At 39.5% G+C, this 12,701-nt stretch carries 15 protein-coding genes; 13 read left to right on the plus strand and 2 right to left on the minus strand.

Translation table 11 applies throughout. From position 1 onward, the window contains the following. The first annotated feature begins 23 nt into the window (after positions 1 to 23). From atpE to AB3G38_RS18590, 7 genes are all read left to right on the plus strand, one after another. On the plus strand, positions 24 to 230 hold the full coding sequence (gene atpE, locus AB3G38_RS18560; RefSeq protein ID WP_041879754.1) for an ATP synthase F0 subunit C: 207 nt from the start codon (positions 24 to 26) through the stop codon (positions 228 to 230). A gap of 82 nt (positions 231 to 312) precedes the next feature. After that, positions 313 to 807, plus strand: coding sequence for a F0F1 ATP synthase subunit B (atpF, locus tag AB3G38_RS18565; RefSeq protein ID WP_367865287.1), 495 nt, complete (start codon positions 313 to 315; stop codon positions 805 to 807). A gap of 25 nt (positions 808 to 832) precedes the next feature. After that, positions 833 to 1,381: an ATP synthase F1 subunit delta gene (gene atpH, locus AB3G38_RS18570; protein WP_367865288.1), complete on the plus strand. Its 549-nt coding sequence runs from the start codon at positions 833 to 835 to the stop codon at positions 1,379 to 1,381. Between the two features lie 44 nt (positions 1,382 to 1,425). Continuing rightward, positions 1,426 to 3,000: a F0F1 ATP synthase subunit alpha gene (gene atpA, locus AB3G38_RS18575; protein ID WP_183866077.1), complete on the plus strand. Its 1,575-nt coding sequence runs from the start codon at positions 1,426 to 1,428 to the stop codon at positions 2,998 to 3,000. 56 nt (positions 3,001 to 3,056) lie between these two features. Continuing rightward, on the plus strand, positions 3,057 to 3,938 hold the full coding sequence (gene atpG, locus AB3G38_RS18580) for an ATP synthase F1 subunit gamma (protein ID WP_367865289.1): 882 nt from the start codon (positions 3,057 to 3,059) through the stop codon (positions 3,936 to 3,938). A 113-nt stretch (positions 3,939 to 4,051) separates the two neighbouring features. Next, a complete protein-coding gene (locus AB3G38_RS18585; protein ID WP_367865290.1) occupies positions 4,052 to 4,837 on the plus strand; it encodes a 5'-nucleotidase, lipoprotein e(P4) family in 786 nt (261 codons plus the stop codon). Positions 4,838 to 4,922: 85 nt separating this feature from the next. Next, the gene (locus AB3G38_RS18590; RefSeq protein ID WP_367865291.1) at positions 4,923 to 5,138 is read left to right on the plus strand and encodes a hypothetical protein; all 216 of its coding nucleotides are present in this window, start codon (positions 4,923 to 4,925) and stop codon (positions 5,136 to 5,138) included. A 94-nt stretch (positions 5,139 to 5,232) separates the two neighbouring features. Here the strand turns inward: AB3G38_RS18590 and AB3G38_RS18595 are convergent, their stop codons facing one another. Further along, positions 5,233 to 5,877 carry an FkbM family methyltransferase gene (locus AB3G38_RS18595; RefSeq protein WP_367865292.1) on the minus strand — a complete coding sequence of 215 codons (645 nt, stop codon included), beginning with the start codon at positions 5,875 to 5,877 and terminating at the stop codon, positions 5,233 to 5,235. Between the two features lie 30 nt (positions 5,878 to 5,907). Continuing rightward, complete coding sequence (gene ruvC / locus AB3G38_RS18600; RefSeq protein WP_183866075.1) at positions 5,908 to 6,471, minus strand: crossover junction endodeoxyribonuclease RuvC; 564 nt, start codon at positions 6,469 to 6,471, stop codon at positions 5,908 to 5,910. A 45-nt stretch (positions 6,472 to 6,516) separates the two neighbouring features. Between ruvC and AB3G38_RS18605 the strand changes: the two genes are divergently transcribed. The 6 genes from AB3G38_RS18605 to gcvT are packed head-to-tail and all read left to right on the plus strand — an operon-like array spanning position 6,517 to position 12,691. After that, positions 6,517 to 7,494 carry a hypothetical protein gene (locus AB3G38_RS18605; RefSeq protein ID WP_367865293.1) on the plus strand — a complete coding sequence of 326 codons (978 nt, stop codon included), beginning with the start codon at positions 6,517 to 6,519 and terminating at the stop codon, positions 7,492 to 7,494. Next, a complete protein-coding gene (locus AB3G38_RS18610; protein ID WP_367865294.1) occupies positions 7,472 to 8,608 on the plus strand; it encodes a glycosyltransferase in 1,137 nt (378 codons plus the stop codon). The genes AB3G38_RS18605 and AB3G38_RS18610 overlap by 23 nt, the downstream gene beginning before the upstream one ends. Beyond that, positions 8,608 to 9,717 carry an ABC transporter permease gene (locus AB3G38_RS18615; protein ID WP_367865295.1) on the plus strand — a complete coding sequence of 370 codons (1,110 nt, stop codon included), beginning with the start codon at positions 8,608 to 8,610 and terminating at the stop codon, positions 9,715 to 9,717. The genes AB3G38_RS18610 and AB3G38_RS18615 overlap by 1 nt, the downstream gene beginning before the upstream one ends. A 21-nt stretch (positions 9,718 to 9,738) precedes the next feature. Then, entirely contained in the window at positions 9,739 to 10,350 is a 612-nt protein-coding gene (locus tag AB3G38_RS18620) for a ribonuclease HII (RefSeq protein ID WP_367865296.1), read from the plus strand. Between the two features lie 17 nt (positions 10,351 to 10,367). Then, entirely contained in the window at positions 10,368 to 11,570 is a 1,203-nt protein-coding gene (locus AB3G38_RS18625; RefSeq protein ID WP_367865297.1) for a glycosyltransferase family 4 protein, read from the plus strand. A gap of 41 nt (positions 11,571 to 11,611) precedes the next feature. Beyond that, positions 11,612 to 12,691, plus strand: coding sequence for a glycine cleavage system aminomethyltransferase GcvT (gene gcvT, locus AB3G38_RS18630; protein ID WP_367865298.1), 1,080 nt, complete (start codon positions 11,612 to 11,614; stop codon positions 12,689 to 12,691). The last annotated feature ends 10 nt before the right edge of the window (positions 12,692 to 12,701 follow it).

A 12,701-nucleotide genomic window follows, 5' to 3' on the forward strand; every position in this document is an offset into this window, starting at 1 on the left:
AACAATTAATATATATAATCATGATTACAGGAAGTATTGCTGCAATTGGTGCTGGTTTAGCTGCTATTGGCGCTGGAGTAGGTATCGGAAAAATCGGTAGTTCAGCTATGGAAGGTATTGCTCGTCAACCAGAAGCAGCCTCTAAAATTCAAACTGCGATGTTAATCGCTGCTGCTTTCGTTGAAGCGGTTGCTCTTTTCGCAGTAGTTGTTGCATTAATTGCCAACTAAAAAAAATGGTCATGTACTTTGCAGGATTGCTGCAAAGTACATACTATGATTTAAGAAATAAAGATTTAATATATATACTTAGATGGAATTATTAGTACCGGAAATTGGTTTAGTTGTTTTTCAGACAATAGCATTTCTATTGTTGATGTTTGTTTTGGCCAAGTTTGCATGGAAACCTGTATTAGCGGCTATCAAAGAACGTGAGCATAATATTGATGAGGCTTTAAACAAAGCTGAATTAGCGAAACAGGAAATGGTACGCTTAGCTGCACAGAACGAGGAATTGATGAAAGAAGCCCGTGCAGAAAGAGACCTGATGCTGAAAGAAGCGAAAACGTTAAAAGATTCAATCGTTAATGAAGCGAAACATTCAGCACAGGCTGAAGGCGCTAAATTAATTGAAAAAGCAAGAATTGAAATTGAAAATCAAAAGAAAGCTGCTTTAGCTGAATTGAAAGATCAGGTTTCAACATTATCAATTGATATTGCTGAACGCGTATTGCGCAATCAGTTAGCTGATAAAGCTAAGCAACAGGATTTCGTTGCTGATTTATTGAAAGATATTGAATTGAACTAATTCCTTGCCAACAAATTAAAATAACATGTCAGAAAATAAAGCAGCATCAAGATACGCCAAATCATTAATTGATCTTTCTACAGAGCAAAATGCTTTGGAAGAGATGAAGAATGATATGGTTCTTATTGAGCAGGTTATTGATCAAAACAGTGAGCTAGAGGCTATTCTTCAGAATCCTGTGATTCCTCTGGATAAAAAATATGCTATTTTGGAAGGGATCTTCAGTAAGAGCGTTCACGCTATTACGATTTCTTATCTGAAATTGCTTGTCAGTAAAGGTCGTGCTGCTATTTTATTTGATACTACGAAAGCATTTGTCAGACAATATAACACGATTAAAGGTATTGTAACTGCCGAAGTATTATCAGCTATAGCATTGACTGATGCGAATAAAGCAGAGATTATCAGCGTTGTTAAAAGAGAGATTGGCGCAAATGAAGTTATCATCAAAGAAAAGATCAGCGATAAATTAATCGGTGGTTTCATTCTTAAAGTTGGCGACAAACAATTTGATGCCAGTATTGCTGGTAGTCTAAACAAATTAAAAAAGGAATTGGCCCACGGTGTGGTTTAGTCCGATAACAATATACAGAATTACAAAAGAAATAATATAAAATTATGGTAGAGGTAAGACCAGACGAAGTATCGGCAATTATCAGGCAACAATTGTCGGGCTTTAAATCAGAAGCCGAACTTGAAGAAGTTGGTACCGTATTACAAGTGGGTGATGGTATTGCCCGTGTTTATGGTTTGACTAAAGTTCAATCAGGTGAGCTAGTTGAATTTGAAACAGGCTTGCAGGGTATTGTTTTGAACCTTGAAGAAGATAATGTTGGTGTGGTTTTATTAGGCCCATCGAGCACGATCAAAGAAGGCGATACAATTAAACGTACTAAAAAAATTGCCTCTATTAAAGTTGGTGAAGGTATGTTAGGCCGTGTAGTGAATACATTAGGTGAACCTATCGACGGTAAGGGACCAATCATTGGTCAGACTTACGAGATGCCAATCGAACGTAAAGCTCCTGGAGTAATCTACCGTCAGCCAGTTAATGAGCCTCTTCAAACAGGTATCAAAGCTATTGACGCCATGATTCCTATTGGCCGTGGTCAGCGTGAGCTGGTTATTGGTGACCGTCAGACAGGTAAGAGTGCTGTTTGTATTGATACCATCATCAATCAAAAAGAATTTTATGAAGCAGGTAACCCTGTTTTATGTATATATGTTGCTTGTGGTCAGAAAGCAAGTACTGTAGCAAACGTTGTACGTACGCTTGAAGAGAATGGTGCAATGGCTTATACAGTTGTTGTTTCTGCTTCAGCTGCTGATCCTGCTCCATTGCAGTTTTATGCTCCGTTTTCTGGTGCAGCAATTGGGGAGTACTTCCGTGATACAGGTCGTCCGGCACTGATCGTTTATGATGATTTATCTAAACAAGCAGTAGCTTACCGTGAGGTATCTTTATTACTTCGTCGTCCACCGGGACGTGAGGCTTATCCTGGAGACGTGTTTTACCTGCACAGTCGTTTATTAGAACGTGCGGCTAAAATCAATTCTAACGATGAGATCGCACAGGCGATGAATGATTTACCTGAATCTCTGAAAGGTATCGTTAAAGGTGGTGGTTCATTAACCGCTTTACCTATTATCGAAACTCAGGCTGGTGACGTTTCTGCTTATATCCCAACTAACGTAATTTCGATTACTGACGGACAGATCTTCTTAGAATCTAACTTGTTTAATGCAGGAGTACGTCCGGCAATTAACGTAGGTATCTCGGTATCACGTGTTGGTGGTAACGCACAAATTAAATCAATGAAAAAGGTAGCTGGTACTTTGAAATTAGACCAGGCTCAATACCGTGAATTAGAGGCTTTCTCTAAATTCGGATCTGATTTAGATGCAGCAACAAAATCTGTACTGGATAAAGGTTCAAGAAACGTTGAGATATTAAAGCAAGGTCAGTTCTCTCCAATGACTGTTGAGAAACAAGTTGCGATCATTTATATTGGTACTAAAAACCTGATGCGTTCAGTTCCTGTAAATAAAATCAGAGCATTTGAAGCTGAATATTTACAACAATTGGAATTACGTCATCCACAAACATTGGCTGCTTTAAAAGCTGGTAAACTGGATGATGCAATTACATCTGTATTGGAAACTGTAGCTAAAGAATTAGCAGGTAAATACTAAATAAAATAAAAGAGCCTGTTTAATTTTTAAACAGGCTTAAAGAAGATTAAAAAAGAATGGCTAATTTAAAAGAAGTAAGAATTCGTATATCATCAGTGCAGTCTACGCAGCAGATCACCAAAGCCATGAAAATGGTTTCGGCAGCTAAGCTGAAGCGTGCAACTAATGCTATTATACAGTTACGTCCGTATGCTACGAAGCTAAAAGAGATCTTAGGGAATCTTTCTGCCAACCTGGAAGGATCTTCATCACCATATACTGAAGAACGCGAGCCTAATAAAGTATTAATCGTAGTGGTTTCTTCAAACCGTGGTTTAGCTGGTGCATTCAACATGAATGTAATTAAGGCAACTAACAACCTGATCGCTGAGAAATACAGTGAGCAGTATAAAAATGGTAATGTAAGTATTTTAGCTATTGGTAAGAAGTCTCAGGATTTCTACGAAAAGAGAAACTACAACATTATTGGAAACAACAACGAGGTTTATGCTGCATTAACGTTTGAAAACGTAACTAAAATTACTGATTCAATTATGGCCGGCTTTAAAAACGGTGATTATGATAAAGTAGAATTGGTTTATAACCGTTTCAAAAATGCTGCTGTACAGATTCTGACTACTGAACAGTTATTGCCTTTACCACAAAACGAAAAAGCAGAAGAAACTCATCAGCACCAGGTAGATTATATTCTTGAGCCTTCAAAAGAGGAAATCGTTAAAGAATTAATTCCTAAGTCGATTAAGATTCAGTTATTTAAAGCGGTATTGGATTCTCATGCTTCAGAACACGGAGCAAGGATGACTTCAATGGATAAAGCTACAGAAAACGCGGGTGACCTGTTAAAAGCCTTAAAGCTTTCATACAACCAGGCACGTCAGGCGGCAATTACCACAGAACTTACAGAGATTGTAAGTGGTGCTGCTGCATTGAACGGATAATACTCACGTTAAAAACTATAATAATAGGGCCGTTGTCATTAGATAACGGCCTTTTTACATACAAACAAATTTTGAGGGTTTTAAAGTGTTATTTTTGCGGAAACATTTTTATCATGATCAAAATCTCATTTCCGGTTGCCCTGGCTTTATTGCTTCCATTAGGTTTAATGGCGCAAACCAATCCAGTTGCTGAGGCGGCAAAAGATTATACCATTGCTGTAGCCTGGCAACAACATTCCGGAGAGTACAGGGCACTGTCTTTTCAGGCTTATAACTTTGCTAAACTTTCTTTACAGGAACGCTTAAAAGGGGCGGATACGACCAAACCAAGTTGCGTAATAGTGGATATAGATGAAACTGTTCTGGACAATTCTCCTTTTCAGGGACATGAAATTCAAAAGGGTTTAAGTTATGCAGCTAAAGACTGGTCGGAATGGACAGCTAAAGCAGCGGCTGATACGGTACCGGGAGCATTGGGATTTTTAAAATATGCACAGACTCAAAAAATAGAAACGTTTTACATCACTAACCGCGATCAGGTGGATTACAAAGCGACCCTCACTAACTTACAGCGCTTAGGATTTCCTTACGCTGACGAGGCGCATTTGATGGTTAAACAAGGAACTTCTGATAAGGAAGCACGCAGACAGATGGTGTTGGGGAAATACAATATACTGCTGCTTTGCGGAGATAATCTGAGTGACTTTTCTAATGTCTTTTACAGGGAAGGAAAGAATACAAAGGAAGAAGTGGATAAAGCGCAGCAAGAATTTGGAAATCACTTCATTGTATTGCCTAATCCAATGTATGGCGACTGGGAAAAACTATTGTATAAAAGTGGCCATTTGAGCGAAACTGAAAGGTCAAAGCAAAGAATTGAGGGCTTAAAAAGCTATTAGGAACATTATTCAATAAATTCTTAGTTGAACATGCTTTTTTTGCTGGAATAATATTAATTTTGCAGCAGAATTAAAAAATAAAAAAATGGAGCAAACGCCAAAACACAATACTAAAAGCATGCAAAATGCAAATCAAACATCAATATATAAATTATTGGTTGCGGGTATCGTTGTGAGCATGTTAGGAGTTTATCTGCGTTTCGCATTTGACTCAACTACTTTATCTCTGGTATCATGGATCATATTATTCCTTGGTGCATTTATTTGCTGTAAAGCAGTATTCAAAATACTAGGTTCATAATTCCAGAAAATATAAAGAAGCGCAAACCACTTCTAAAGAAAAAGCCTTCTGTAACTGATGTTACAGAAGGCTTTTTTATGCCTGAGGGTTTTGATTAAATCCCTAAACAGTTATTGCTTTTATAAAATACTGAAGTACAGTTTGAAGTCGTTACTCCGGGGCTCATGCCTGTAAAAGGCAGGTGCTTAAATCCTTTGGCTTTGAAAAAAGTAAAGGCTTCTGCATAATCCGGACGTTCTGAATTGTCCAGTACAATTACTCCATCCTCTGTTAAAGATAATACAGATTCTTTACAGCAGTTAACGCGGTCTCTGCCGTCTACGATGATGATGTTGAACTTTTTACCAGTCGTTACCGCGCTTTTAGAATAAGCGCCTCCACGAACCAGCTCGCAATAAATCATTTCTACATTTGGTATTTTGATCGCTGCATTTCTTTCATACCATGCTTTATCATGTTCCACGGCAGTCACAGAATTGGCGTTTTTTGCATAAAAGATGGTAGAGTTTCCGCAGCCGAATTCAAATATATCATGCTGTCTGGTGATCCTGTCTTTAATAAAATCAATAAAAGCATAAGTTACCCAGGGAATTGCTTCTCCATGCTGATCTACTGCTGATTTTGTTTCACGGGCCTTAAACCACCCCTGATCTGCTAAATATCCCTTAAATCCCAATGACAATAACGTACGTAATTTGCTGGGGTTAAATAAGGTTAGTTTTGATATGTTATTATCCAAAATTGAAATTGATTAAATTCAAATGTACTACTATTTCACTCTTTTCTGATTGTCTTTTGCAAATGCATCCCATCCGGAGTAGGATTTGCCACTGCCACCGGTGGGTACCCGCTGAAAAGAATGGCATACTGCAACAGCCAGTCCATCAGTTGCATCCAGAAATTCAGGAGTCTCTCTGAACTTCAGTAACTGCTGCAACATAGCTGCAACCTGCTCTTTTCCTGCGCTTCCGTTCCCTGTAATCGCTTGTTTGATTTTTCTTGGCGCATATTCTGTGATCGGTACATCTCTGGACAATGCCGCCGCCATACAAATTCCCTGTGCTCTGCCCAGTTTAAGCATCACCTGGATATTTTTTCCATAAAACGGAGCTTCCAGTGCCATGACATCCGGTTTATACTGCTCTACCAAACCTACCGTTTTGGCGAAAATACGTTGTAATTTCAAAAAATGATCATCCAGATGATTCATCTTCACGATGCCCATCGCTATCAGTTCTATCTTACTCCCTTTCTCCAGGATTACACCGTAACCCATCACTGCGGTTCCAGGGTCGATACCCATGATTACCCGCTCCTTTTTTTCAGCCAACATAGAACAATATTAAGCATATTTGCACAATATAAAAGAAACGATAATTTGAGAGCTGACTATAAACGTATATTTTCCTATGCTATAAAAGTAACTATTGTTGCTTTTGCATTCTGGTTCATCTATCATAAACTCACTTCAAATGCCAACCTTGAAAGTTTCAGGGCCATTATATCTACCATCCCACGTACAGAAATCATTGCCGTAATTTCCTTAGTGCTGGTGCTGATGCTGGTAAACTGGGGGCTGGAAGCGCTGAAGTGGAAAAGGCTGCTGCGAAAAATAGAAAAGCTGAGTTTATGGCAATCCATTGAGTCTGTATTCTGTGGTTTAACCCTGGCTATCTTTACACCGAACAGGCTGGGCGAGTATGGTGGGAGGGTATTTTTCCTTTCTCCCAAACGCAGGATTATTGGTGTTGTCGCTATGGCAGTGGGAAATATAGGCCAGATGGTACTGACCAATATTTTCGGAGCAATTGCACTGAGTATTTTTCTGCTGCGTTTTCTACACCTTGATTACCGGCTCAATTATGCGATTATAGTACTTGCAGGTATGTTCTGCCTGTTTTTCTTAACTTTTTTCTTTAACATCCGCTGGTTAAATGGCTTATTGCTTTCCATGCGTTTTACCAGGAAATATAAAAAGTTCTACAGTATTCTGGGACGTTACCACAAGAAAGAACTTTTTCAGATACTGATGTTCTGCCTGGCGCGTTATATCGTATTTAGCACGCAATATTTTATCATGTTTTACTGGCTGATTGCTGATATTCATTACCTGGACATCCTGATGATGGTTTGCATTTTGTTTTTTGTACAATCTACGCTGCCCTCTCTCGATTTATTTGATATTGGGATAAGAAGCGCAACTGCGTCTTATTTTTTTAGCTTTGTAACCAAACAGGATGTCGCTGTGATTGCATGTACTGCAAGCATCTGGCTCATAAATATTATTATTCCTGCTATATTAGGTTCATATTTTGTTTTTAAATTAAATTTTTTTGGAAGTCTTAATCGCCGTTAGTTACCTATCCGCATTTTTAACCCTCATTTATCTTCTTGTTGTTGCCGGATTTATCCGTGGCTGGCATAAATTGATCCCTTTTAAGTATAAGCAAACTACAGGCACTACTGCTGTTTCTATCATTGTTGCCGCCCGTAATGAAGCTGATAATATTCATCGTACTATAGAATCCCTGCTCGCACAGGATTACAATAAAGCATTGACAGAAATTATCTTCATTGATGATCATTCGACAGACAATACAGCAGAAATCGTCAGGTCATATGCTTCATCGGGTGTAAAGCTGATCTCTCTGAAAGAAAATCAGGCCTTAAATTCTTATAAGAAAAAAGCAATACAGACAGCGATCGGGCAAGCTACCGGTGATTTAATCATCACTACAGATGCAGATTGCCGGATGGGAACTGCGTGGCTTAAAACAATCATAGCCTATTACGAGCAGAATCGCTATAAAATGATTTCATCGCCGGTGGCTTATGATGAAGAGCAAAGCTTTTTCGAAAGAGCACAATCACTGGAATTCCTTTACCTGATTGGTTTAGGTGCTTCTACGATAGGAAACAAAAAACCTTCTACTTGTAATGGGGCTAATTTAGCCTATGAAAAAGCAGCTTTTTATGAAGTTGGCGGTTTTCAGGGTATAGATGATCTGGCTTCGGGAGATGATGAGTTGCTTTTACATAAAATTGCTGACCGTTATGACAATCATATTGGGTTTCTGAGAAATCCGGATGCCATGGTTTACACCCATGCAAAGCCTAACCTTGGAGAGTTTTTACAGCAACGTAAACGCTGGGCTTCAAAAAGTACCCGTTATAAAAACAAATCTATCATTGTACTGGGAGTATTTATCTGGTTTTTCAATGTAAGTATCCTGTTAAATCTGCTGGTTGGTTTATTCTTGACCGGCTTTCTGAAAATTGCACTGATCCAGTTACTGCTTAAAATAATTGTGGAGTTTATATTCCTCATGGATGTGACTAAATTTGCTAAAAGAAGAAGCCTGATGGTTTTATTACCTGTATTGAATGTTCTGCATGTGCTATATATCATCTATATTGGTATTGCCGGTAATTCAGGTAAATATAACTGGAAGGGTAGAATGGTTAAATAATGGATAGTAATAAGAGTCCCGCGCAAAGAGTATGGGGCAGGTTTAAAAGAAATAAACCTGCCGTTGGAGGACTCCTGTTTATACTGCTGCTTTTGGTGATGGGTATAATGGGCTATCTGATTACGCCAGACCAGACACCAATGGCAAATACCATGCACTTGCAATTATGTAATAAAAAACCGGGAAGGTCATTCCAGTTTCTGGTGATCAGCCAGAACCCGGATTTCAGGAAAGTCAATTTTCTGGAGAAAATGCTGTATGGGCAGGAAGCTGAATTCAAAAGTATCCCGATTACAGGCTACAGGATTGCAGGAAACCATTTATGGATCAAAGAATATATTGGTGATGATGAAGAAGCTGCTGAAAGCAGTATTTCGCTTCCTGCCAATCATCAATCCTATTTAAAGCAACATCTTTATCAGCAAACCTTCTGGTTAGGTACCGATGGTTATGGAAGAGACTTGCTGAGCCGCCTTATTCTGGGAATCCGTGTTTCCTTATCGGTAGGTTTACTGGCTGTACTGATCTCTATGAGTATCGGTTTAAGTTTGGGAGCAATGGCAGGTTATTTTGGAGGGATGACAGACTCCGTAGTCAGCTGGCTGATGAATGTCATCTGGTCTTTACCTTCACTGTTATTAGTGATTGCTATTTCTTTTGCTTTAGGAAAAGGCTTCTGGCAGATATTTATAGCGGTAGGCTTATCTACCTGGGTAGATGTATCCAGGTTGGTTCGCGGACAGGTGATGGCACTGAAGGAGGCCGAATTTGTAGAAGCAGCCAGAGCATTGGGTTTTCCGGCTTTCCGTATCCTTACCCGTCATATTTTACCCAATATTGCCGGCCCTGTACTGGTTATTGCTTCCGCCAATTTTGCTTCAGCAATCTTACTGGAAACCGGTTTGAGTTTTCTTGGTTTTGGCGCACAACCCCCAATGCCCAGCTGGGGAGGTATGATCAAAGAAAACTATGGTTATATCGTCATGGATGCTGCTTACCTTGCAATTCTGCCTGGAATGGCAATTATGCTGACCGTATACGCCTTTAATCTGATGGCTATCGGATTAAGTGACGCTTTTAAAGTGAAATCTCCAGGTACACTGGTTTAAAAAATCCCTTAACTTTACGGGATGTTATTAAACTGTTTTCAACAAGAATTTTTAGAAGCGGGTTGCGATGAGGCTGGCAGAGGCTGTTTAGCCGGGCCTGTTTATGCAGCCGCTGTAATTTTACCGTTGGATTTTGTTGCCGGAGAACTGAACGACTCGAAAAAGCTAACACATAAACAACGCGTCGCTTTAAGAGAAATTATAGAAAAAGAAGCCATTGCATGGGCTGTCGGTTCTGTAGATAACCATGAAATTGACGAAATAAATATCCTGAATGCTTCGTTTCTGGCAATGCACAGAGCAATTGAAAAGCTGACTGTGCAGCCTGGCTTTTTAAGTATCGACGGGAACCGTTTTAAAATTTATCCAGGTATCGCGCACAGTTGCGTCATCAAAGGAGACGGTAAATATTTAAATATTGCTGCTGCCTCTATCCTGGCAAAAACACATCGGGATGAATATATGGATAATCTGGCGGAACAGTTTCCTGTTTACCAGTGGAAGAAAAACAAAGGTTATCCGACTAAAGTTCACCGCTCTACTGCGTTAATGCACGGACTAACTCCTTACCACCGTAAAACTTTTGCAATAAGTGATCCTGAAAGAATTCCCGTTATAGATAATGCGGGATAATTCGTATTTTCACCTTATTGAAAACACTTATACTTAGCAACAGAGTCCCATTTCCTGCCAACAGTGGTTATCCGATTGTAGTCTACAATACGATGAAAGGATTGCTCAGTCTGGGGGTGGATATTACTTTGTTCAGTATCAACACCAATAAACACCGGGTAGATGTGGATGATATTTATGATCCGGTCTATGACCAGATCAAATTTCATTCTTTTGATCTGGATACAGAAGTTAACTTGTGGGGTGCGTTTTTCAATATCTTCTCCAACGAGTCTTATAACGTTTCCAGATTTTATGATGATGATGCTGCAAAATTGCTGGAAAACATCCTTCGGGAAAATGAATTTGATATTATCCAGTTTGAGGGGTTATTTGTTGTGCCTTATCTGGAGGTGGTTAAAAGCTACAGTAAAGCAAAACTGATTTACCGGGCACACAATATCGTTTTTGATGTGTGGGAACGCCTGGCAAACTCCGAACGGTTTACTCCAAGACGTAAATACCTTCAGTTTTTAGCGCGCAGACTGAAAATCTATGAGACCGAACAAATTAACCGCTTTCACCAGATCTTTGCGATCAGTAATCCAGACAGACAGAGCATTCTTTCTTTTGGCTGCGAAATAGGGATAGAGGTATTCCCTGTAGCCCTGGATTTTGAGAAATATACTATTGACCTGTCCAAAACGAGTTTCCCTACTTTATTTCACCTGGGAGCAATGGACTGGCGTCCTAATAAAGAAGGGCTGGAATGGTTCATAGAAGAGATCTGGCCGGACATAGAAAAACTTAGCTCTGAACTCCGGTTTTATGTAGCAGGTAAAAGTATGCCGCAGCATTTTTATGAGTATGATTCTGATAACCTGGTCGTAGAAGGGGAGGTCTTTGATGCGATTGATTTTATGAATTCCAAAGCCATCATGATTGTACCTTTACTTTCAGGAAGCGGGATGCGTGTAAAGATTATCGAAGGAATGGCGATGAAGAAGTGTATTATTGCCACCACCTACGCCGCAGAAGGACTGAACTGTGAAAACGGGAAGGATATCCTGATTGCAGACACTGCGGATGAGTTTTACCGCTGCATTCTGCAATGTATTACCCACCCGAACCGGTGGCGTGAAATCGGCGAAAATGCCCGCAGAACAGCAGAAAGAGATCATAACCTGGCCACTATTTCACAAAGGATGCTGAATGTCTATCGGCGGTTAGTAAATGGATAATTTTTATGTACTTTTGCCCTCAATTTTAAGAGCAATAGCGCATGAATAATACCGCATTAACAGAAAAACATATTTCATTGGGAGCCAAAATGGTTCCATTTGCAGGATACAATATGCCCGTTCAATACGAAGGCATTAATGCAGAACATGCTACAGTTAGAAAAGCCGTAGGCGTTTTTGACGTAAGCCATATGGGTGAATTCATCCTGAAGGGTGAAAATGCATTGGACCTGATTCAACGTGTAAGCAGCAATGATGCTTCAAAATTATATGATGGTAAAGTTCAGTATGCTTATCTTCCAAATGAAGATGGTGGTATTGTAGATGATTTACTGATCTACAGAATTGACGAAAAAACTTATATGCTGGTGGTTAACGCTTCTAACATAGAAAAAGACTGGAACTGGATTCAGAAGTTCAATACACAGGGTGTAGAAATGCACAATATCTCTGGTAAAACTTCTTTATTAGCAGTTCAGGGACCTAAAGCAGCAGAAGCTTTACAAAGCTTAACTGAAATTGACCTGGCTTCTATGGAATACTATACTTTCACTAAAGGCATGTTTGCTGGTGTAGCTAACGTAATCGTTTCTGCAACAGGTTATACTGGTGCTGGTGGTTTTGAGTTGTATTGCGATAATGAGCATGCAGAAACTGTATGGAATGCTGTTTTTGAAGCTGGTGCAGCTTTTAACATTAAACCAATTGGTTTAGGCGCCCGTGATACTTTACGTTTGGAAATGGGTTTCTGTTTATATGGAAACGACATCGACGATACGACTTCTCCAATTGAAGCTGGTTTAGGATGGGTAACTAAATTTACTAAAGCCTTCACCAACTCTGAAGCCTTACTGGCAGAGAAAGAAGCTGGTGTTAAACGCCGTCTGATTGGTTTTGAAATGATTGACCGTGGTATTCCACGTCATGACTATGAAATTGTTGACGCAGAAGGAAATGTGATCGGAAAAGTGACTTCAGGTACACAATCTCCATCGTTACAAAAAGCAATCGGAATTGGTTATGTAACTAAAGCACATGCTAAAGAAGGTAACGAGATTTATATCAGCATCCGTAACACTCCTATTAAAGCCAAAGTAGTAAAGTTCCCTTTTTATAAATAAGCTGCCCCTC

The sequence above is a fragment of the Pedobacter sp. WC2423 genome (genome assembly GCF_040822065.1).
GTDB lineage: Bacteria > Bacteroidota > Bacteroidia > Sphingobacteriales > Sphingobacteriaceae > Pedobacter.